This window comes from Streptomyces sp. NPDC107581 (assembly GCF_055657175.1).
Window position 1 is genome coordinate 560,758 of record NZ_JBVKBH010000002.1, and the last position, 21,446, is coordinate 582,203.

The window sequence follows — 21,446 nt, forward strand, 5'->3', positions numbered from 1 at the left end:
GCTCGGACATGGAACAATCTCCGGGAGCGGCACACAATTCCGTGCACCGAATTGAGCAGTTCCGGCGAGTCGGGTTCCGGCGAACCCGGGTCCGACCGAGCCGGTTCCGGCGCGTCCGGTTCCGACGAACCCGGCTCCGACCGACCCGGTTCCGGCGCGTCCGGTTCCGACAAGCCCAGCTCCGGCGGACCCGATCCCGGCCAACCCGGTTTCCCCGGCGAACCCGGTTCCGCGGAACGGTCCGCGCCTCCTCCCCCTCCCCCCCCCCCGCCCGGACGCCCCTTCCTGTGCCCCCCTCGGACCACTGGGCGGCCATCGAGTCAACGCCGGGTCTTCAGGGCGGCTTCATCTGTGAGTTCTGGGACCACGGAATGGTGCAACGCGTGAGCGAGGGAAGACCGGCCGGGCGCGCAGGCGCCGGAGTGTATGACAACGGTGTCACCGCGCCCGGGCTCCGCCGGGCCCACGGCGGCGACTTCGGCGAGAGGGCGCACGACGGCCCGCTCGTCACGGACGGGGCGGACTTCCCCGACCGCACCCCCAAGGCAGCCCGGTACGAGCGCCAGGAGATCGCGGCTCCGGTCCGCGTCCGGTGCCACCGGCACGAGGGGATCGTCCTCACCGGTCACCGGCGCTTGCGCGGTCCGAGCCGGCCGGCGGCCACCTGGGAGCTGTCGCTGGCCGACGGCCGGATCCTGACCGGGCCGGCCGAGCTGCCCGATCTGTGGCCCGGCGAGACGGCCGCCGTGCCGCTGCCCTTCGCCCTGCCCCAGGACGGCGGCGAGGCGTGGCTGACGCTGCGGGTGACCACGGCCGAGGACGAGCACGGGGCACCCCGCGGCACGGAGGTGTGCGCGCCGCGGGTGCGGCTGCGGGAGCCGTCCCCGGACCGTTCGACGGGCGCCCCGGTCGGCCATCGCGCGGTGCCCGTCGACGAGCCGTTCACACCGTGTCCGCGTCCGCCGGAGAGCGGCGGCCGGCCCGGGGCGCGGCGGTTCACGCTGTCGGCGCCGGACGCGACCGGCCTCGGCGTCGAGCTGGACGAGCCCGGTCAGGTGTCCGTGAACCGGTACCGCGCCGAGGATCCGGCCGCCGCCGCCCACCAATCCGAACTGGTGCCGGGCGCCGGCTGCGTGGTGCATCTCGACGCCGCGCGCCGGGGCCCGGGCACCGCGTCCCGCGGACCCGGCCCCACCGCTTCCCGTCCCGTCCCCGCCGGGGTCCACCGCTGGAGCTGGACCCTGCGCGTTCTCTGACTCCCCCACGCCTTCCCTCCCCGTCACCTCTCACGGAGCACACGTGTGTACGTCACCTGACCACGCCCAGGGCGAGGCCGCACAGGCCGGCGCCGGACGACGCAGTTTCCTCAGGGCCACCGCGCTGCTCGGTGCCGCCGCCACGGTCGGGGCCGCGCTGCCGGCCGTCGCCGAGGCGGCACCCGCGAGCGGTGGGCGGCCCGACACCGAAAGCCGCCGCTTCACGCTCGCGGTGATGCCCGACACCCAGTACCTCTTCGACGGGCCGAGCATCAACCCCGCGCCCGTCGAGGCGTCCCTGCGCTATCTGCTGGAGCACGGCAGGGACGAGAACATCGTCTTCCTGTCCCACCTGGGCGACCTCACGCAGAACGGCGCCGAGGAGGAGTTCGCCGCGATCGGCAGGGCGTTCGGGATCCTCGACCGGCGGGGCGTCGGCTACAGCGTCCTGGCCGGCAACCACGACGTGAAGTCGTCGACCGACGACCAGCGCGGCCCGACGCCGTACCTGGACGCGTTCGGGCCGCGGCGCTTCCGGAACAGGCCGACGTTCGGCGGCGCCTCGCCGGACGGCTACAACACCTACCACCTGTTCAGGGCGGCCGGGCGCGAGTGGATGGTGCTGGCGCTGGACTGGCGGCTGTCGGACCAGGGGTACGCCTGGGCGAAGGACGTCCTGGCACGGCACCCGAGGACTCCGGTCGTCCTCACCACGCACGAACTGGTCGTCGACGACGACTCCCTGTCCGCGTACGGGCAGCAGCTGTGGGACGGGCTGATCGAGGACCACGACCAGATCTTCCTCACGCTCAACGGCCACTACTGGCCCGCGGGCCGCGCGGTCCGCAAGAACGCGGCGGGCAACGAGGTGCACCTGCATCTGACGAACTACCAGAACCGCTACTTCGGCGGCGCGGCGATGATCCGCCTCTACCGCTTCGACCTGGACCGCGGCGTCATCGACGTCGAGACGGTCTCCCCGTGGATCCTCGGCCGGGCCGCCGAGGGCCTCAACGAGCTGGAGCGGCAGGAGATCGAGCTGAGCGGGGACGCGGACCGCTTCTCGGTCGGCATCGACTTCGCGCACCGCTTCTCCGGTTTCGACCCGGTGCCGGCCCGCCCGGCACGGCCCGCGTCGAGGATGCTGATACCGGGCACGGCGGCCTACTGGCGCTTCGACGGCCACGACGACGGTGCGGCGGTGACCGGCACCGTCCGCGACCTGTCCGGGCACGGCAACGACCTCACGGTGGTCTCCGTCGGCGGCGGCACGCTGCACTGGTCGGCCGACCACCATCCCGACCAGCCCGGCCACGGCAGCCTGGAGTTCCAGGGCGACAAGTCGCCGCTGAAGGGCGCCTGTCTGCGCACGGTCGACGGCGCTTCGCTCAACTCGGACACCTTCAAGGGCGGTTACACCATCGAGGCGTTCTACCGGCTGCCCGCCGACTGGGACGCCGGCCACAACGCCTGGTCCGGTCTGGTCGGCCGCTCCGGGCGCAACGGTTCGGCCGGCCCGGTCACGGACGATCCCGACGAGCCCCTCGCCACCCTGTCGATCTCCGACGGACCGGGTCCGCAGTGGGCGGTCCGTCCGCTCGACCAGCATCGGCTCGCCACCAACTGGGGCGACGAGACCGCGCGCGAGAGGTGGTGGCACCTCGCCGTGGTCAACGACGGACGGCACACCACGATGTACGTCCAGGGCTGCCCCGTGGCCCGCAACCCGCACGCCCCCGCCGTCGGTATCGCCTCGGCCGGCCTGCCCTGGCTGCTCGGCGGCTACGAGTACGCCGGCAAGCTCGACCAGATCCTGCACGGACGGCTCGGCGACGTCCGGATCGTGTCCCGGGCGCTGCCCGTCACCTCCTTCATGACCCACTGACCCCTACGCGAGGATCCCGATGACCGAGCAGCAGCTGCCCGCCTGGGCCGACCCGGCGGTCTCCCCCGCCGACCTCGACGCCCAGGGCGTGTCCAGACGCCGACTCCTGCGCCGTGCCGGCCTGTTCGGTGCCGCGTTCGCGCTGGGCGGGGCGGCCACCCCGGCCGTCGCCGCCACCGGCCGGGGCCTGGGCGGCGAGGACCCGCACCTCGCCTACCTGGTGGGCGACCACCACGTCCACTCCGTCTACAGCCACGACGCGAAGTACACGTTCTCCCAGCAGGCGCGGGCCGCCGCCCGGTACGGCCTGGACTGGATGGTGTTCAACGAGCACTCCAACTTCGGGCACGCCCACTACGGTGCCGCGCTGGAGCACCAGGAGATCCTCAGGGCCCGCGCCGAGAACCCGCGGCAGCTGATCTTCCAGGGCCTGGAGTGGTACATCCCGGCCGCCGAGCACTGCACGGTGTTCGCCGCGCCCGGCCCGCACGAGGTCGACCTGCTCACCCAGTTCGAACTGGCCTACGACGGCAAGCTGCTCGGCTACGACAAGGGCGGTGCCGCCGACGCCGACACCGCGCGCAACGAGGCGCACGCCGTCAAGGGCATCGAGTGGCTGGCCGAGCAGCGCCGCAATGGGTACGTCGACGACGTTCTCGTCCTCGCCAACCATCCGCTGCGCCTCGGCATCGACTCCCCGCACGAGATGCGCAACTGGCGCGACGCGGCCCCCGAGATCATGATCGGCATGGAGGGCGCGCCGGGCGCCCAGGGCGCGGCGATCCCCGGCTGGGGCGGACCCGCGTCGATCCGTGGCGAGTACCAGAACAGCCCGTCCGCGCAGTCGTGGGCCGGTTACCCGAGCGCCGCCTATCTCACCTACGGCGGCTTCGACTGGGCCACCGCGACCGTCGGCGGCCTGTGGGACTCGATGCTCGCCGAGGGCCGGCTGTTCTCGATCACCACCAACTCCGACAACCACCGGACCGTCTTCGACACCTGGAAGAACGGCGACTGGCAGCCCGGCCAGAACTTCGACAACACCGGCAGGCTGCCCGACCCGGTCGACACGGACACCCCGCAGCCCGGCAGCGACTTCTGGCCCGGCGAGTTCAGCCGTACCCACGTCGGAGTGACCCGCTACGGCTACCGCGCCGTGATGGCGGGCCTGCGGGCCGGCCGGGTGTGGCTGGACCACGGGCACCTGCTCGACGGGCTCGACGTGCGGCTGAAGCGCGACTGCGACCACGGCCGGGGTGTCACGCTCGGCGGGCGGCTGCGCGCCCGCAAGGGCGAGAGGATCACGCTGCATGTGACGGTGACGACCGCCTCCCGGGCCAACCCGCACGGAATCCTGCCCCGGTTGGCGCACGTGGACGTGATCCGGGGCGCGGTGCGCGGCCCGGTGGCCGACCGGGACACCTGGAGGGCGCCGGACACCAAGGTCGTGCGCGCGTCGGACGTGTCCGGCCGCACCGGGACGTACACGCTGCGCATCCCGCTGACCGTCGGCGAGGAGTCCTTCTATCTGCGGCTGCGCGGCAGCGACGGCAACCGGCACGGCGCCGGCCCGCTGGGCGCGGCCGTCGACCCGCACGGACCGGTCCCCCACGAGCCCGGAAACGGTGACCCGTGGGCCGATACGTGGTTCTATTCCAACCCCATATTTATCGACGTGTCAGGAGTCCGATGAAGCGTCATCTCCTCACCCTCACCGCCTTATTGGGCGCCGTCGCCCTCGGCGCTCCCAGCGCCTCCGCCGCGGAGGGCCCCTCGTGGGCGCCGGCCGGGACGTCGTACACCGACACCCTCGGCGGCGGACAGGGGCTCGCGAGCCGGGCGGACGGGTCGCTGCTGCACCGCGGCCTGCTGGACATACCGCTGGACCTCAGGATCAAGGGCTGGAACCACGTCGGCGACCCGGACATCGCGCGCGGCTATGTCTTCGACGCCTATCAGGGCGCCGACACGGCCACCTCGAAGCTGTACGCGGTCACCACGCCGTCCGGGAAGCGGTACGACTACGTGCATCCCCTGGACCCGGGCGAGAAGGTCAACAACTCCTTCGCCGCCGTCTCGCCCGACGCGCAGTGGCTGGTGTCGGGCGAGTGGGGCGACCAGAACCGGCTCCAGGTGTTCCCCGCGCCCCTGCTCAACCCGGCCACGCCGGCCACCGGCGGGTCGCTGGCCCAGGCCGGGCAGATCAGCCTGGACAAGCCGGTGCGGGACATCCAGGGCTGTGACTTCGTCAGCGCCACCCGGCTGGTGTGTGCCTCGGACGACGCCTCCGGCACGCTCTTCCCGCAGAGCAGGCCGCTGCTCCAGGTCGATCTGGAGCACGCGCTGGACGGCAAGCCGGTCACCGGCAGGGTGACGAGCCTGTTCGGGCTGCCCCAGCAGAGCGTGTGCACCGGCACGTTCGAGGCGGAGGGCGTCGACTACGCCCCGGGCAGCGGCACGTTGCGGACCGAGGTGATCGCACCAAGCGTGTGCGCGGTCGCGACGACCGTGTACGCCTACCGGCAGCCGTAGGCGCTCCCGCACGGAAGCGGGCAGGACACTGAGGGACGGCGGCGGGATCCCCGCCGCCGTCCCGATCCGCACCGGTCGCGGGATCAGCAGTTCCCGGCGTCCGCCTTCCCGTCGAAGCGGTCGCCGAGCCAGTTCACCACGTCGCCGATCGCCTGGGCGTCGCCGGTGAGGTGGTCGCCCACGTACGGGTTCCAACGGGTGGCGATGCCGGCGTCGCAGTAGGCGCGGCGAGTGGCGGCGGCGGTGTCGGCCGGGATCACCTCGTCCAGCAGTCCGCGGTACTGGAACACCGGGAAGCCCAGCTCGTAGCGGGCACCGGATCCGGGGGTGCCGACCCCGACGCCCAGTTTGCTGGCCTCGACGGCATCGCCCCAGGTGGTGCCGTCGGAGCCGTGCAGGGCGTAGATCTGGTCGAGCGTCAGCCCGTCCTTGGTGTACTGCTCGATGCGGGCGAGCGGGAAGCGGCTCACGGTGCCGAGCGCGCACAGCGACTCGGCGTCCTTGACGGCCTTGCGGCCGGTGTCGTTGAGGAGCCCGTCGAACGGCAGCTGCGGGTGGGTGACGGACAGTCCGATGAACGCGTCCACCAGGAACCCCGCGAAGAACTGTCCGTCCAGGTTGCTCGCCACCTGCTTGAGGTCGGCGGGGATCCCGCCGGAGGCCGCGCCGACGACCTTCAGCTCGGGGGCGTACGAGCGGGCGAGCTGGGCCGCCCACAGGCTGCCGGAGCCGCCCTCCGAGTAGCCCCAGATCCCGACCTCGGCCTCGGGGCTCACCCCGGTGCCGGGCACCCGCGAGGCCGCGCGGGCCATGTCGAGGGCGGCGTGACCGGCCTCGGCCCCGGAGGCGTACGGGTGGACCTGGCCGTCCATGTACCCCTGACCGTCCGTCGCGGCGACGGCGTAGCCGGCGTTGAGCAGCGCGGCGATGTTGGGGCCCTCGTAGGCGTCCTGGTACTGGCCCGCGAGCTGCTTGGAGAACGCGCACTGCGGTCCGATGCCGAGTGTGCCCGGTACGAACGCGACCAGCGGCCGCTCGCCCGGTCCGGTCCACGGCTTCTGCGGTACGACGACGGTGCCGACGACGGAGACCCGGCTGCCCCGGCCGTCGGTGGAGCCGTACTGCACCTTCCACGCGTTCAGCGGGGGACCGCCGATCACCATGGGCAGCGAGTCGACCCGGCGGCAGGCGACGACGGCGCCCGGTGCGGCGGCGGCGTGGTCCGGGGGCCGGTAGATGTCGGCGTCCGCGGTGGCGCACGCCTCCGGCGTCCCGGCCACCGCGGTCACCGCCGGCACCGCGAGCAGTCCGCCGAGCAGGCTCGCGGCGGCGAGCAGCGCGGCTCTCCTCGGCACTGGCTTTCTCGACCTGTGAGAGTTCACCTCAGAGCGTCCCTTCTGTGGGGCGAAGCGATACGTGAAGCTGAACAGGCCGTGAGGTTACGGAACCGTAAGTAAGCACTGATAGTTAAAGGACGACGAAGCGGCGCGGGCAGGGCTGTGCGCCGTTGACTAGCCCGCGGGGCAACCGGAGAAGGGTCCGGTGTCGTCCTCCCGGTCACCATGCTCACCACAAACCCGGCCGGCCCACCGGCCTCTCCCGTCGGCCAGTTGCTCGATTTCACCTGGACGCAGACCCGGGCCTGCGCCTTCGCCATCGCCCTGCTCTCCGGGGTGGCGGCATCGACCCTGCTGCCACCGCTGCCGGTCGCCCGCTACGACCTGCTCGTCGGCTACGGCGTGCTGCTCACGGTGCTGTTCTGGCGGCGCGGCTGGGAGAGCGGACGGGACGTCGCCGTCATCGCGGCCTGCCATGTCACCGGTCTCGCCTTCGAGCTGGTCAAGGTCTCGCTCGGCTCGTGGAGCTACCCGGAGCCGGCCGTGCTGAAGTTCGCGGGCGTCCCCTTGTACGGAGGCTTCCTCTACGCGGCCGTCGGCAGCTACGTCTGCCGGGCCTGGCACCTGTTCGACCTGGAGCTGGTCGGCTACCGGCCGCGGGCGACGGCGCTGGTGGCCGCCGCCGTCTACGTCAACTTCTTCAGCCACCACTGGCTGCCCGACGCCCGCCGGCCGCTCGCGGCGCTCCTCCTGGCCGTCACCGCGGGCACCTGGGTGCGCTACACGGTGCACGGGGTACGGCGGCGCATGCCGCTCGCGCTGTCCTTCATCCTGATCGGCTTCTTCCTGTGGCTGGCGGAGAACCTGGCCACCTATGCCGGCGCGTGGCGCTACCCGTACCAGCTGCACGGCTGGCAGCCCGTCGACGCCGGCAAGTTCGGCGCCTGGGCCCTGCTCATCAGCGTCACCTTCGTACTCGCGGCGCTCGGCAGGCAGAAGCCGGGGAGCGGGCGCGACCGGCCGTCCTCCCGCTGACCGTCGGCCCGCCCGCACCGGAGTCTCCACGAGACCGGCAGCGCGGTCTGAGGCGGTTCGGGTGGCTTCATGGGGTGAACTCCCCAGCGGCGAAAGCAGTTTCCCTGCTTTAACTCTTGACGACCGCAGGGGCCGGGAGCACATTGGCGGCATCGTGAGAGCGCTCTCATCACAGAGTGGGAGCGCTCTCACGAAACCTCGCACCCTCCCCGTACCCGAGAGGCCTTCCTTCATGAGCGAACCCTCCGGCATACCCAGACCCCGCACCCTGCGCCGCGCGCTCGTGGCGGCCGTCGCCACGCTCGGCCTGGCCGCGGCGGCCGCGACGGCCGCCACCGCACCCGCGGACGCCTCGGCCCCCACACCCCCGTCGGGCTGGACCCAGGTCTTCCTGGACGACTTCAACGGTCCGGCCGGCTCGGGCGTCGACACCGCCGACTGGCAGTACGACACCGGGACGTCGTACCCGGGCGGCGCCGCCGACTGGGGCACCGGCGAGGTCGAGACGATGACCGCCGGCACGAACAACGTCTCACTCGACGGCAGCGGCAACCTGCTCATCACCCCGCGCCGGGACGCCGCCGGCAACTGGACCTCCGGACGCATCGAGACGGCCCGCACCGACTTCCGGCCCCCCGCCGGCGGCAAGCTGCGCGTGCAGGCCCGCATCCGGATGCCCGACGTCACCGGTACCGCCGCCAAGGGTTATTGGCCGGCGTTCTGGATGCTGGGCGCCCCCTACCGGGGCAACTACCAGAACTGGCCGGGCGTCGGCGAGCTGGACGTCATGGAGAACGTCCAGGGCCTGAACACCGACTGGTCCACGATGCACTGCGGCACCAACCCCGGCGGCCCCTGCAACGAGACCACGGGCATCGGCGGCAACACCCCGTGCTCCGGCACGACCTGCCAGGCGGGCTTCCACACCTACGCGATGGAGTGGGACCGCTCGACCAGCCCCGAGGAGATCCGCTTCTACCTCGACGGCGTCAGCTTCCACACGGTCAGGGCCGATCAGGTCGACGCGACGACCTGGGCCAACGCCACCGACCACGGCTACTTCGTCATCCTGAACGTCGCGATGGGCGGCGGCTTCCCGGCGGCCTTCGGCGGCGGACCCGACAGCGGCACCGAGCCGGACCACCCGATGGCCGTGGACTATGTACAGGTGCTCCAGTCCCCGGGCGACGGGGGCGGCACCACTCCCCCGCCCTCCGGAAACCGGGACGCCTACAGCACCGTCCAGGCCGAGTCCTACGACGGCCAGTCCGGCGTGATCCCCGAGACCACCACGGACACCGGCGGCGGCCAGGACATCGGATCCCTCGCAGGCGGCGACTGGACCCTCTACAAGGGCGTCGATTTCGGCTCGACGGCGGCCACCCAGTTCCACGCCCGCGTGGCGAGTGGGGCCGCGTCCGGGGTGAGCGGGCTGGTCGAGGTGCGCCTGGACAGCCGCGACAGCGCCCCCGTCGGCAGTTTCTCGCTGGCCGACACCGGCGGCTGGCAGTCCTGGCGCACGATTCCGGGGAACATCGGCGCGGTGACCGGCAAGCACGATGTGTATCTGACGTTCACCAGCGGCCGGCCGGCCGACTTCGTGAACGTGAACTGGTTCGACTTCGGCCACTGACGGGAGAGCTGCGCGGCGGGTCACGGCGGGACGCCCGGGACCCGCCCGCGACCTCTTTTCTCAAGAGTTTCTTCATGTCGTGAACTCCCGTGAGGCGAAAGGACTTTCTCGGCTTCACCTCTTGACGGCCGGAGTGACGGAGAGCACATTGGCCGCGAGTGGTTTTGAGAGCGCTCTCACGCCCGGCAGCGGCGCATGGGAGCGCTCTCACAAGCACCCGCACACCCCACTCCCGTACCTGAAGAGGCACTCATGAGTGAAACCTCCGGCACACCCCGCCAACCCGGCAGACGCGGTCCCCTGCGGCGCGCGCTCGTCGCCGTACTGGGCACGCTGTGCCTGGCGGCGGCCACGGCGACGGCCGCGACCCTGCCCGCGAACGCCTCCGCCCCCACACCCCCCTCCGGCTGGTCCCAGGTCTTCCTCGACGACTTCAACGGCCCCGCCGGTTCGGGCGTCAACACCGCCAACTGGCAGTACACGACGGGCACGAGCTATCCCGGCGGGCCCGCGGGCTTCGGCACAGGTGAGGTCGAGACGATGACCTCCAGCACGAACAACGTCTCGCTCGACGGCGCCGGAAACCTCCGGATCACCCCCCGGCGCGACGGTGCGGGCAACTGGACGTCGGGCCGTATCGAGACGACACGCTCCGACTTCCAGCCGCCCGCCGGCGGCAAGCTGCGCGTCGAGGCACGCCTTCAGATGCCGAACGTGACCGGCGCCGCCGCCAAGGGCTACTGGCCCGCCTTCTGGATGCTGGGCGCCCCCTACCGCGGCAACTGGTGGAACTGGCCCGGCGTCGGCGAGCTGGACATCATGGAGAACGTCCAGGGCATCAACAACGAGTGGGCCACCATGCACTGCGGCACCAGCCCGGGCGGCCCCTGCAACGAGAAGTCCGGCATCGGCGGCCAGAAGGCCTGCGCCGGCACGACCTGTCAGGGCGGCTTCCACACCTACGCCGTCGAGTGGGACAGGTCGACCAGCCCCGAGGAGATGCGCTTCTACCTCGACGGCGTCAACTTCCACACCGTGCGGCAGAACCAGGTCGACGCGGCGACCTGGGCCAACGCCACCAACCACGGCTACTTCGTCATCCTCAACGTCGCGATGGGCGGCGAGTTCCCGGCGGCCTTCGGCGGCGGACCCGACGGCGGCACCGACCCGGGCCACCCGCTCGTGGTCGACTACGTCCAGGTCCTGCAGTCCACCGGCGGCGGCGACGGCGGCGGAGGCGGCGATGGGGGAGGCGGCGGTACGACCCCGCCGCCGTCCGGCAACCGTGACGCGTACAGCGCCATCCAGGCCGAGTCGTACAACGGTCAGGGCGGCACGAGCACGGAGGCGACCGCCGACTCGGGCGGCGGCCAGGACATCGGTTCCCTCGCCAACGGCGACTGGGCCCTCTACAAGGGCGTCGACTTCGGTTCCACGGCGGCCCATCAGTTCTACGGCCGGGTCGCGGCCGGTGCCGGCGGCGGAGTCAGCGGACTCGTGGAGGTACGCCTGGACAGCCGGACGAGTTCACCCATCGGCAGCTTCGCGGTGGCCAACACCGGTGGCTGGCAGAGCTGGAAGACGGTGCCGGCGAACATCAGCTCCGTCACCGGCGTCCACGACGTCTATCTGACCTTCACCAGCGGCCAGCCGGCCGATTTCGTGAACGTCAACTGGTTCGACTTCGGCCACTGACAGGGGAGTTGACCGATGATCACACGCTCTCCGGCCGGGCCGGCCGCGTCACGCTCCGCGGTCGGGCGGCTGATGACCGCCGTCCTGGCCGCCCTCCTCACGGTCGTGGCGCTCGGCCTGGCCGGGGCGGCTCCCGCGAGGGCCGCCGCCGACTACACCCAGGGCGTCACCCCGGCCGGCTCCGGCTCGGTGCAGATCTGGTTCAAGCCGGCCGCACCCGCCTCGCTCGTCGACGTGCACTACCTGTCCCCCGGTGCGGGCCAGCAGAACTTCCGGATGGCGAACAACGCGGGCATCTGGCAGCAGAACGTCAGCGGCCTGCCGAGCGGCTTCACCCTGGAGTACTGGTTCACGTACGAGAAGAGCGGTCCGCTCTACGACACCCCGCACTTCAGCTACACCGTCGGCAGCGGAGGAGGAGGCGGGGGCGGTGGCGGAGGGGGCGGCACCGGCAGCTTCCCGATCACGTTCCGGAACAACACCCGCGGCACGTACGCCGATACGCAGGTCTACGTCACCGTCCTCGGACAGGTGACGCCCGGCCAGTGGTCGTACATGAAGTCCGACGGGACCATGGCCCACATCAACCACCTGGACGCCAACGCGCCCGGCCACCTCACCAAGAACGGCGTGAACTACCCGAACATGTCGTTCACGATGGCCCAGTCGGGCGGGTCGGTCCCCTCCCCCACCTCGATCCGCGGCGGCCGGATCTACGTCTCCCTCGGCTCCCCGGTGTACATCCCGGTCTCCCCGGACGACCAGGGCTGGGGCGGCCCCGACCTGCGCAACGCGAACGACCCCAACACGGACGTCTACTACGACTGGTACGAGTACACGTACGTCCACGGTCAGGTGGCCTTCGGCGGGAACACCACCCAGGTCGACCAGTTCGCCTTTCCGATGACCTCGCACCTGACGCAGACGTCGAGCGGCTACGACACCACGCGGGGCATCACGCTCACCCGGGCACAGGTCATGTCGCAGTACGCGGCCTCGGTGGGCACGGCCTTCAAGCCGCTGCAGAACACGTACCGGATCACCGCCCCGCGCTCCTCCAACCTCTTCCTCGCCGGAGGCTCCCAGGCGAACTACTTCCAGTCGTACGTCGACCAGACCTGGTCCTACTACTCCACCCACCCCTTCAAGCTGACCCGTCTCGGCGAGACCTTCTCCGGACAGGTCTCCGGAACCACCCTCACCTTCACCAAGAACGGCGCCGGTCCCTACACGCTGCAGAAGCCGTCCTCCCCGGACGTCGTGGCCTGCGCCGGCGCGCTGGCCTCGGGCAGTGACCCGGAGAAGCAGCTCGGCGCCGAGTTCTGCGCCGCGTTCAACCGGGGCGTGGCCCTCGACACCTCGGCCTGGTACAGCCCGTCCGCCTACTACACGGGAGGCATCAAGAACGACTACGCCGGCTTCTTCCACACCGTGGGTGTCGACCACCGCGCCTACGGCTTCCCCTACGACGACATCAACGACCAGTCGTCCGTGCAGATCCTGGGCAACACGGATCCGCCGACCGGACTGACCCTCGGCATCGGCTGGTGAGTCACCCGCACACCACGGAGGGGCGGGCCCGAGGGCCCGCCCCTCTCAGCGCAGTTCCGCCCGGAACGCCACCGGCGTCTGCCCGGTGTGCAGGTGGAAGAACTTGGAGAAGTTCGCCGCGTCGGCGAAGCCCACGGCCGCCCCGACGCGGCCGATCGGCATGTCCGTGTGGGCGAGGAGCCGTTTGGCCTCCAGGATCACCCGCTTGTCGATGAAGCCCTTCGGCGTCTCGCCGGTGGCCGCCCGGACGGCGCGGACGAGGGTGCGGCGGGAGTAACCGAGCGCGTCGGCGTACGCGCTGACGCTGTGGTTGGCGGCGAAGCCCTGCTCCACGGCGTCCCGGAAGAGGGTGAAGGTGGTGTCCGCCCGCTGCCGGGAGGCCTCTGCCGAGCTGGCCGCGAGGTGGGCGAGGCGCAGCAGGAACGCGGTCAGGGTGTGCCGCAGGACGGCCGTGTGCAGGCTCAGCGGGAGGGTCGCGGTGTCCTCGTACTCGCGGCGCAGCTGTTCGAGGGCCGCCCCCAGCGCGGCGCGTTGCGCAGGGTCGGGGTGCAGCAGCGGCGGCAGGTCGTAGCGGTACAGGCCGGTGGCCTCGACGGTGGCGCGGGGCAGGAAGCCGGGCTGCATGGTCAGGACGGTTCCGCGGTACTCGCTCCTGCGGGAGAACCGGTGGACCTGTCCGGGGCGGATCCACAGCAGGTCGCCGGCCGTGGCCTCGTACTCGGCGAAGTCGACCATGTGCCGCACGGGGCCGCCGGTGAAGAGCATGACCACGTGGAAGTCGATGCGGTGGACGCGGTGCAGCGGGGCGTCGGAGTGCCAGGTGCGGTCGGTTCCCATGGGGCCGATCTGCATGCCGACGCCGCCCACGGCCAGCTCGGCCGGGAAGGGGAAGGTCCTGATCCCGTCGCCGTCCGTGCCGTCGCCGTCCGTGCCATCGCCATCGGTTTGGGCTGTTCTGTCCGCCATGTGCTTTTCGTGCCGTCCCTGTCACGTGATCGCTGTCCCAGATTCACCACAGGCTGACACACCCCGCCCTTCCATCGAAAAAGTCAGACTTTTAAGTTTGAACGCGTCCGGCCAGCAATCACGTATTGAACGAGGACTTCTTGAAGATGAGCACGCAGACATCCGACGGCTTCGAGTGGACCGATCTCGACCGGCGTGCCGTGGACACCGCCCGTCTTCTCGCGGCGGATGCCGTGCAGAAGGTCGGCAACGGCCACCCGGGCACCGCGATGAGCCTGGCCCCTGCCGCGTACACGATCTTTCAGAAGGTGATGCGGCACGATCCGGCGGATCCGGAGTGGACCGGCCGTGACCGCTTCGTCCTGTCGCCCGGCCACACCTCGCTGACCCTCTACACCCAGCTCTTCCTCGCCGGGTACGAGCTGGAGCTGGACGATCTGAAGGCGTTCCGGACCCATGGCTCCAGGACGCCAGGTCACCCCGAGTACGGGCACACCGCCGGGGTCGAGACCACCACCGGCCCGCTCGGCCAGGGCGCCGCCAACGCCGTCGGCATGGCGATGGCCGCCCGCTACGAGCGCGGCCTGTTCGATCCCCTGGCCCTTGAGGGCACCTCCCCCTTCGACCACACCGTCTGGGCGATCGTCTCCGACGGCGACCTGGAGGAGGGCGTCTCCGCCGAGGCCTCCTCGCTCGCGGGCCACCAGAAGCTCGGCAACCTGGTCTTCCTCTACGACGACAACCACATCTCCATCGAGGGCGACACCGCGACCGCCTTCTCCGAGGACGTCCTGGAGCGGTACGAGGCCTACGGCTGGCACACCCAGCGCATCGAGCCCGGCGCCGACGGCGACATCGACGTGCCCGCGCTGTACACGGCGCTGAAGGCCGCACAGGCCGAGACCGGGCGCCCCTCGATCATCGCGATGCGCACGATCATCGCCTGGCCGGCCCCGAACGCCCGGAACACCGAGGCCTCCCACGGCTCCGCGCTCGGCGCGGACGAGATCGCCGCCACCAAGCGCGTCCTCGGTTTCGACCCGGAGCGGTCCTTCGAGGTCACCGACGAGGTCCTGAAGCACACCCGCCGGGCCCTGGACCGGGGCGCCGAGGCGCACGCGGCCTGGGACAAGCGGATCGCCGAGTGGCGCGCGGCCCAGCCGGGGCGGGCCGGGCTGTTCGACCGGGTCAGCAAGGGCGAGCTGCCCGAGGGCTGGGAGGACGCCCTGCCGGTGTTCGAGGAGGGCACGTCGGTCGCCACCCGTGCGGCCTCCGGCAAGGTGCTGCAGGCGCTCGGCCCGGTGCTCCCGGAGCTGTGGGGCGGCTCAGCCGACCTCGCCGGCTCCAACAACACCACCATCGACAAGAACAGCTCCTTCCTCCCCGACGGCAATCCGCTGCCCGAGGCGGACCCGTACGGCCGTACCGTCCACTTCGGCATCCGCGAGTTCTCGATGGCCGCCGCGATGAACGGCATCGCCCTGCACGGCAACACCCGCATCTACGGCGGCACCTTCCTGGTGTTCTCCGACTACATGCGCAATGCGGTGCGGATGTCGGCGCTGATGCAGCTGCCGGTGACGTATGTGTGGACGCACGACTCCATCGGTCTCGGCGAGGACGGGCCGACCCACCAGCCCGTCGAGCACCTGGCCTCGCTGCGCGCGATCCCGGGCCTGAACGTCGTCCGCCCGGCGGACGCCAACGAGACCGCGGTCGTCTGGGCCGAGATCCTGAAGAGGCACGCCACCGATCCGGCCCCGCACGGGCTCGCGCTGACCCGCCAGGGCGTGCCGGCGTACGCGCCCGACCCGGACGCGGCCAAGGGCGGCTACGTGCTGCGCGAGTCCTCCACCGACACCCCGGAGGTGATCGTCATCGCGACCGGTTCCGAGGTGCAGCTGGCCGTCGCCGCGCGGGAGCAGCTGGAGGCCGGGGGGATCGGCACGCGGGTGGTGTCGATGCCGTCCGTGGAGTGGTTCGAGCAGCAGCCGCGCTCGTACCGCGAGCGCGTCCTGCCGCCGTCCGTGAAGGCCCGGGTCGCGGTCGAGGCCGGCATCGGTCTGACCTGGTACCGGTTCGTGGGCGACGCGGGCCGGATCGTGTCGCTCGACCACTTCGGTGCCTCCGCCGACGCAAAGACCCTGTTCGCCGAGTTCGGCTTCACCCCCGACAACGTCGCCGCCGCTGCCCGCGAATCGCTGGCCGCCGCGCGCGCCTGATCCCTGAGCGACTAGAAGGATGAGCACTGTGACCGAAGCAATCGCGACCCCGGCAGCCCTGGAGCGTCTCGCCGACGAAGGCGTCTCGATCTGGCTGGACGACCTGTCGCGCAAGCGGATCACCTCGGGCAGCCTGGCCGGGCTGGTGGAGCGCGGGGGCGTCGTCGGCGTCACCACCAACCCGTCGATCTTCCAGGCCGCCATCGGCTCCGGCGAGGGGTACGAGGAGCAGCTCGCCGACCTGGCCGTGCGCGGGGTGACGGTGGACGAGGCGGTACGGATGATGACGACCGCCGACGTGCGTGCGGCAGCCGACGTCCTGCACCCGGTGCACACCGCCACGGGCGGCCGTGACGGCCGTGTCTCCATCGAGGTCGACCCCCGGCTGGCCCACGACACCGTGGCGACCGTCGCCGAGGCCAGGCAGCTGTCCTGGCTGGTCGACCGCCCCAACGTGATGATCAAGATCCCGGCGACCAGGGCCGGCCTCCCGGCGATCACCGAGGTCATCGGCCTCGGCATCAGCGTCAACGTGACGCTGATCTTCTCCCTGGAGCGCTACCGCGAGGTCATGGACGCCTACCTGGCCGGCCTGGAGAAGGCCCGCGAGCGGGGCCTGGACCTGTCCCGGATTCACTCGGTGGCGTCCTTCTTCGTCTCCCGTGTGGACTCCGAGATCGACAAGCGGCTGACCGTCCTCGGCACCGAGGAGGCCCTCGCGCTCAAGGGCCGGGCGGCGCTCGCCAACGCGCGGCTGGCCTACGAGGCGTACGAGGAGGTCTTCGCCTCCGGGCGCTGGTCCGCGCTGGCCGGGGACCGGGCGAACCGGCAGCGCCCGCTGTGGGCCTCCACCGGCGTGAAGGACCCCGCGTACAAGGACACGCTGTACGTGGACGAGCTGGTCGCGCCCGGCACCGTCAACACCATGCCGGAGGCCACCTTGAAGGCCACCGCCGACCACGGCCGGATCACCGGCGACACGGTGACCGGCGGCTACGCCCGGGCCCGCGCGGACCTCGCCGCCGTGGAGCGGCTCGGCATCTCCTACGACGAGGTCGTCCAGCAGCTGGAGGACGAGGGCGTCGCCAAGTTCGAGACGGCGTGGCAGGACCTGCTCGACGCCGTCACCAAGTCCCTGGACAGCAAGGGAGTTGACGCGTGATGACCACCAACGCTCCGGAACCCGAGACGCCCCCCGTCGCACAGGTGCGCGTCCCCCTCCCCCTGGCCGCCGACTGGGTGAACCCGCTGCGGGACGCCCGCGACCGCCGGCTCCCCCGCATCGCGGGCCCGTCCGGCCTGGTCATCTTCGGTGTGACCGGCGACCTGTCCCGCAAGAAGCTGATGCCGGCCGTGTACGACCTGGCCAACCGCGGTCTGCTGCCGCCGGGCTTCTCGCTGGTCGGCTTCGCCCGCCGGGACTGGGAGGACCAGGACTTCGCCCAGGTCGTCCATGACGCGGTGCGCGAGCACTCACGGACCCCGTTCCGGGAGGAGGTGTGGCAGCAGCTTGCCGAGGGCATGCGGTTCATCCCCGGCGACTTCGACGACGACACCGCCTTCAAGCAGCTCAAGGACGCGGTCGACGAGCTGGACGCCTCCCGCGGCACCGGTGGCAACTTCGCCTTCTACCTCTCGGTCCCGCCGAAGTTCTTCCCCAAGGTCGTGCAGCAGCTGAAGAAGGTCGGCCTGGCCAGTCCGGCGCAGGGTTCCTGGCGGCGCGCGGTCATCGAGAAGCCGTTCGGCCACGACCTGGAGTCGGCGCAGGACCTGAACGCCGTCGTGCACGACGTGTTCGATCCGGAGCAGGTGTTCCGGATCGACCACTACCTCGGCAAGGAGACGGTCCAGAACATCCTGGCGCTGCGCTTCGCCAACCAGATGTACGAGCCGATCTGGAACCGCAGTTACGTCGACCATGTGCAGATCACCATGGCCGAGGACATCGGCATCGGCGGCCGTGCCGGGTACTACGACGGCATCGGCGCCGCCCGTGACGTCATCCAGAACCACCTGCTCCAGCTGATGGCGCTGACCGCCATGGAGGAGCCGATCGCGTTCGACGCCGAGGCGCTGCTCACCGAGAAGCTCAAGGTGCTCAAGTCGGTGCGGCTGCCGGAGGACCTGGGCAGCCACACCGTGCGAGCGCAGTACGCGGCGGGCTGGCAGGGCGGCGAGAAGGTCGTCGGCTACCTCGAAGAGGACGGCATCGACCCCAAGTCGAAGACCGACACGTTCGCGGCGATCAAGCTGGGCATCGACAACCGCCGCTGGGCGGGCGTCCCCTTCTACCTGCGCACCGGCAAGCGGCTGGGCCGCCGGGTCACGGAGATCGCCGTGGTCTTCAAGAGGGCCCCGCACTCCCCGTTCGACTCCACCGCGACGGAGGAGCTGGGACAGAACGCGATCGTCATCCGCGTCCAGCCGGACGAGGGCATGACCGTGCGGTTCGGCTCCAAGGTGCCGGGCACCTCGATGGAGATCCGGGACGTCTCCATGGACTTCGCCTACGGCGAATCGTTCACCGAGTCGAGTCCGGAGGCGTACGAGCGGCTCATCCTGGATGTGCTGCTCGGCGACGCCAATTTGTTCCCCCGTCACCAGGAAGTGGAAGAGTCCTGGAAGATCCTCGATCCGATCGAGGGGTACTGGGCGGAGCACGGCAGGCCGGCCCAGTACCCGTCGGGCACGTGGGGTCCACAGGAGGCAGACGAAATGCTCGCACGAGACGGACGGAGCTGGCGCAGGCCATGAAGATCGACCTGACCGACACCACGGCAAGCAAGATCAACAAGGCGCTGGTGCAGGGGCGCCGCGCCATCGGCACCCCGGCCGTGGGCATGGTCCTGACGATGGTCATCGTCACGGACGAGGAGAACGCCTACGACTCGATCCGGGCCGCCGAGGAGGCCTCGCACGAGCACCCCTCGCGGACCCTGGTGGTCATCAAGCGCCATGCCCGCACCCTGCGCGACCGCACCGCCTCGCGCCTGGACGCCGAGGTCCGGGTGGGCTCGGAGGCCGGCACCGGCGAGACGGTCGTGCTGCGGACCTACGGCGACGTGTCCGACCACGCCGACTCCGTGGTCCTGCCGCTGCTGCTGCCGGACGCCCCGGTGGTCGTGTGGTGGCCGGTGGAGGCGCCCGACACCCCGTCGAAGGACCCCCTGGGCGCGCTGGCCCAGCGCCGGATCACCGACCTGTACGCGGTCGAGCGGCCGATGGAGGTCCTGGAGACCCGGGCCCGCAACTACGCCCCCGGCGACACCGACCTCGCCTGGACCCGGCTCACGCTGTGGCGGTCCATGCTCGCCGCCGCCCTGGACCAGGCCCGCACCAAGGTGACGTCGGCGGCCGTCGAGGCCGAGCAGGACAACCCCAGCGCCGAACTCCTCTCGCGCTGGCTGGAGGCCCGCCTGAACGTCCCGGTGGACCGCGTGGTCACCGGGGGCCCGGTCGTCACGGCCGTACGCCTCGGCACCGGGAACGGCGAGATCGTCATCGACCGCCCCGAGGGCCCGCTGGCCACGCTGACCCTGCCGGGCCAGCCGGCCCGCACCCTCGCCCTGAAGGTCCGCTCCACCTCCGAACTCATCGCCGAGGAGCTGCGCCGCCTCGACGCCGACGAGATGTACGCCATCGCCCTCAAGGGCGAGGCCACCAAGGAGAACGCCTGACATGTCCGACGCACCGTCAGACACCACCGAGCTCACCCGCCGGCCCGAGTGGACGGCCCTCGCCGACCACCGCGCCGGGGGACAGCCGCAGCTGCGCGAACTGTTCGCGACGGACCCCGGCCGCGCCGAGCGGTACGTCGTACGGGCCGGCGATCTGCACATCGACTACAGCAAGCACCTGATCACCGACGAGACCCTGGCCCTCCTGCGGGAACTCGCCGCCGCCACGGGCGTCTTCGCACTGCGGGACGCCATGTTCCGCGGGGAGAGGATCAACGTCACCGAGCGGCGGGCCGTCCTGCACACCGCACTGCGTGCCCCGCGGGACGCCGTGGTCGAGGTCGACGGGGAGAACGTCGTCCCGGCCGTGCACGCCGTCCTGGACAAGATGGCCGGCTTCGCCGGGCGGGTCCGCTCGGGCGAGTGGACCGGCCACACCGGCAAGCGGATCCGCAATGTCGTCAACATCGGCATCGGCGGCTCCGACCTCGGCCCGGCGATGGCGTACGAGGCCCTGCGCGCCTACACGGCACGGGAGTTGACCTTCCGGTTCGTGTCGAACGTGGACGGCGCCGACCTGCACGAGGCCACCCGCGGCCTGGACCCGGCGGAGACCCTGTTCATCGTCGCGTCCAAGACCTTCACCACCATCGAGACGATCACCAACGCGACCTCGGCCCGCTCCTGGCTGCTGGACGCGCTCGGCGACGAGAAGGCGGTCGCCCGGCACTTCGTGGCCCTGTCCACCAACGCGGAGAAGGTCACCGAGTTCGGCATCGACCCGGACAACATGTTCGAGTTCTGGGACTGGGTCGGCGGCCGGTACTCCTACGACTCCGCGATCGGCCTGTCCCTGATGATCGCCATCGGCCCGGACCGCTTCCGGGAGATGCTCGACGGCTTCCACCTGGTCGACGAACACTTCCGCACCGCTCCCGCCGAGGCCAACGCACCGCTGCTGCTGGGCCTGCTGGGCATCTGGTACAACAACTTCCACGACGCCCAGTCGCACGCGGTGCTGCCGTACAGCCACTACCTCTCCAAGTTCACCGCCTACCTCCAGCAGCTGGACATGGAGTCCAACGGCAAGTCGGTGGACCGGGAGGGCCGGCCGGTCGAGTGGCAGACCGGGCCGGTCGTGTGGGGCACGCCCGGCACCAACGGGCAGCACGCCTACTACCAGTTGATCCACCAGGGCACCAAACTGATCCCGGCCGACTTCATCGGCTTCGCCCGGCCGGTGGCCGAGCTGAGCGACGCGCTCAAGGGCCAGCACGATCTGCTGATGGCCAACTTCTTCGCCCAGACCCAGGCTCTCGCCTTCGGCAAGACCGCCGAGGAGGTCCGCGCGGAGGGCGTGGCCGAGGAGCAGGTGGCACACCGCACCTTCCGCGGCAACCACCCCACCACCACGATCCTCGCCGCCGAGCTGACCCCGTCCGTGCTCGGCCAGCTGGTCGCGCTCTACGAGCACAAGGTGTTCGTCCAGGGCGCCGTCTGGAACATCGACTCCTTCGACCAGTGGGGCGTGGAGCTGGGCAAGGTCCTCGCCAAGCGCATCGAGCCCGCTCTGACCATGGGCGCCGAGGTGCCCGGTCTCGACCCGTCCACCACGGCCCTCGTCGCCGCCTACCGCTCTCTCAGGAAGTGAACTGAT

14 protein-coding genes and 1 pseudogene are annotated in these 21,446 nt (G+C 71.2%); 13 read left to right on the forward strand and 2 right to left on the reverse strand.

The features are described from left to right. Positions 1–296 precede the first annotated feature (296 nt). The 4 genes and pseudogenes from ACZ7P3_RS06060 to ACZ7P3_RS06075 all read left to right on the forward strand — a co-directional run. Positions 297–1,256, forward strand: a pseudogene (locus tag ACZ7P3_RS06060) (beta-galactosidase small subunit-related protein); the annotation flags it as partial. Between the two features lie 43 nt (positions 1,257–1,299). After that, positions 1,300–3,141, forward strand: coding sequence for a LamG-like jellyroll fold domain-containing protein (locus tag ACZ7P3_RS06065; RefSeq protein WP_472079219.1), 1,842 nt, complete (start codon positions 1,300–1,302; stop codon positions 3,139–3,141). 19 nt (positions 3,142–3,160) lie between these two features. Next, positions 3,161–4,834, forward strand: a complete 1,674-nt coding sequence (locus tag ACZ7P3_RS06070) for a histidinol-phosphatase (RefSeq protein ID WP_472079221.1) — start codon at positions 3,161–3,163, stop codon at positions 4,832–4,834. Continuing rightward, positions 4,831–5,673, forward strand: a complete 843-nt coding sequence (locus ACZ7P3_RS06075) for a hypothetical protein (protein WP_472079223.1) — start codon at positions 4,831–4,833, stop codon at positions 5,671–5,673. The genes ACZ7P3_RS06070 and ACZ7P3_RS06075 overlap by 4 nt, the downstream gene beginning before the upstream one ends. A gap of 83 nt (positions 5,674–5,756) precedes the next feature. Here ACZ7P3_RS06075 and ACZ7P3_RS06080 read toward each other — a convergent pair whose 3' ends face one another. Then, positions 5,757–7,028, reverse strand: coding sequence for a lipase family protein (locus tag ACZ7P3_RS06080; RefSeq protein ID WP_472079225.1), 1,272 nt, complete (start codon positions 7,026–7,028; stop codon positions 5,757–5,759). 207 nt (positions 7,029–7,235) lie between these two features. Between ACZ7P3_RS06080 and ACZ7P3_RS06085 the strand changes: the two genes are divergently transcribed. From ACZ7P3_RS06085 to ACZ7P3_RS06100, 4 genes are all read left to right on the forward strand, one after another. Next, positions 7,236–8,045 carry a DUF817 domain-containing protein gene (locus ACZ7P3_RS06085; protein WP_472079227.1) on the forward strand — a complete coding sequence of 270 codons (810 nt, stop codon included), beginning with the start codon at positions 7,236–7,238 and terminating at the stop codon, positions 8,043–8,045. Positions 8,046–8,277: 232 nt separating this feature from the next. Beyond that, positions 8,278–9,678: a glycoside hydrolase family 16 protein gene (locus ACZ7P3_RS06090; RefSeq protein ID WP_472079229.1), complete on the forward strand. Its 1,401-nt coding sequence runs from the start codon at positions 8,278–8,280 to the stop codon at positions 9,676–9,678. A gap of 252 nt (positions 9,679–9,930) precedes the next feature. Continuing rightward, entirely contained in the window at positions 9,931–11,373 is a 1,443-nt protein-coding gene (locus ACZ7P3_RS06095; RefSeq protein ID WP_472079231.1) for a glycoside hydrolase family 16 protein, read from the forward strand. Between the two features lie 15 nt (positions 11,374–11,388). Further along, entirely contained in the window at positions 11,389–12,924 is a 1,536-nt protein-coding gene (locus ACZ7P3_RS06100; protein ID WP_472079233.1) for a glycoside hydrolase family 64 protein, read from the forward strand. Between the two features lie 45 nt (positions 12,925–12,969). On the opposite strand, the gene ACZ7P3_RS06105 is transcribed toward ACZ7P3_RS06100, so the two are convergent. Further along, entirely contained in the window at positions 12,970–13,890 is a 921-nt protein-coding gene (locus ACZ7P3_RS06105; RefSeq protein ID WP_472079235.1) for a helix-turn-helix domain-containing protein, read from the reverse strand. A 146-nt stretch (positions 13,891–14,036) separates the two neighbouring features. On the opposite strand from ACZ7P3_RS06105, the gene tkt reads away from it, so the two are divergent. The 5 genes from tkt to pgi are packed head-to-tail and all read left to right on the forward strand — an operon-like array spanning position 14,037 to position 21,440. After that, positions 14,037–16,112, forward strand: coding sequence for a transketolase (gene tkt, locus ACZ7P3_RS06110; protein WP_472079237.1), 2,076 nt, complete (start codon positions 14,037–14,039; stop codon positions 16,110–16,112). A 19-nt stretch (positions 16,113–16,131) separates the two neighbouring features. Next, positions 16,132–17,274 (forward strand): transaldolase, encoded by a 1,143-nt coding sequence (gene tal, locus ACZ7P3_RS06115; protein WP_472079239.1) that lies wholly within the window; start codon positions 16,132–16,134, stop codon positions 17,272–17,274. Next, positions 17,274–18,866 (forward strand): glucose-6-phosphate dehydrogenase, encoded by a 1,593-nt coding sequence (zwf, locus tag ACZ7P3_RS06120; RefSeq protein WP_472079241.1) that lies wholly within the window; start codon positions 17,274–17,276, stop codon positions 18,864–18,866. Before tal ends, zwf begins: the two co-directional genes overlap by 1 nt. Beyond that, positions 18,863–19,789, forward strand: a complete 927-nt coding sequence (opcA, locus tag ACZ7P3_RS06125) for a glucose-6-phosphate dehydrogenase assembly protein OpcA (protein WP_472079243.1) — start codon at positions 18,863–18,865, stop codon at positions 19,787–19,789. Before zwf ends, opcA begins: the two co-directional genes overlap by 4 nt. Position 19,790: 1 nt before the next feature. Continuing rightward, positions 19,791–21,440, forward strand: coding sequence for a glucose-6-phosphate isomerase (gene pgi / locus ACZ7P3_RS06130; RefSeq protein ID WP_472079245.1), 1,650 nt, complete (start codon positions 19,791–19,793; stop codon positions 21,438–21,440). The last annotated feature ends 6 nt before the right edge of the window (positions 21,441–21,446 follow it).

Coding starts and splice junctions, on each gene's coding strand:
- ACZ7P3_RS06070 (WP_472079221.1), top strand. CDS start 3,161: ATGACCGAGCAGCAGCTGCCCGCCTGGGCCGACCCGGCGGTCTCCCCC.
- ACZ7P3_RS06075 (WP_472079223.1), top strand. CDS start 4,831: ATGAAGCGTCATCTCCTCACCCTCACCGCCTTATTGGGCGCCGTCGCC.
- ACZ7P3_RS06085 (WP_472079227.1), top strand. CDS start 7,236: ATGCTCACCACAAACCCGGCCGGCCCACCGGCCTCTCCCGTCGGCCAG.
- ACZ7P3_RS06090 (WP_472079229.1), top strand. CDS start 8,278: ATGAGCGAACCCTCCGGCATACCCAGACCCCGCACCCTGCGCCGCGCG.
- ACZ7P3_RS06095 (WP_472079231.1), top strand. CDS start 9,931: ATGAGTGAAACCTCCGGCACACCCCGCCAACCCGGCAGACGCGGTCCC.
- ACZ7P3_RS06100 (WP_472079233.1), top strand. CDS start 11,389: ATGATCACACGCTCTCCGGCCGGGCCGGCCGCGTCACGCTCCGCGGTC.
- ACZ7P3_RS06105 (WP_472079235.1), bottom strand. CDS start 13,890: ATGGCGGACAGAACAGCCCAAACCGATGGCGATGGCACGGACGGCGAC.
- tkt (WP_472079237.1), top strand. CDS start 14,037: ATGAGCACGCAGACATCCGACGGCTTCGAGTGGACCGATCTCGACCGG.
- tal (WP_472079239.1), top strand. CDS start 16,132: ATGAGCACTGTGACCGAAGCAATCGCGACCCCGGCAGCCCTGGAGCGT.
- zwf (WP_472079241.1), top strand. CDS start 17,274: ATGACCACCAACGCTCCGGAACCCGAGACGCCCCCCGTCGCACAGGTG.
- opcA (WP_472079243.1), top strand. CDS start 18,863: ATGAAGATCGACCTGACCGACACCACGGCAAGCAAGATCAACAAGGCG.
- pgi (WP_472079245.1), top strand. CDS start 19,791: ATGTCCGACGCACCGTCAGACACCACCGAGCTCACCCGCCGGCCCGAG.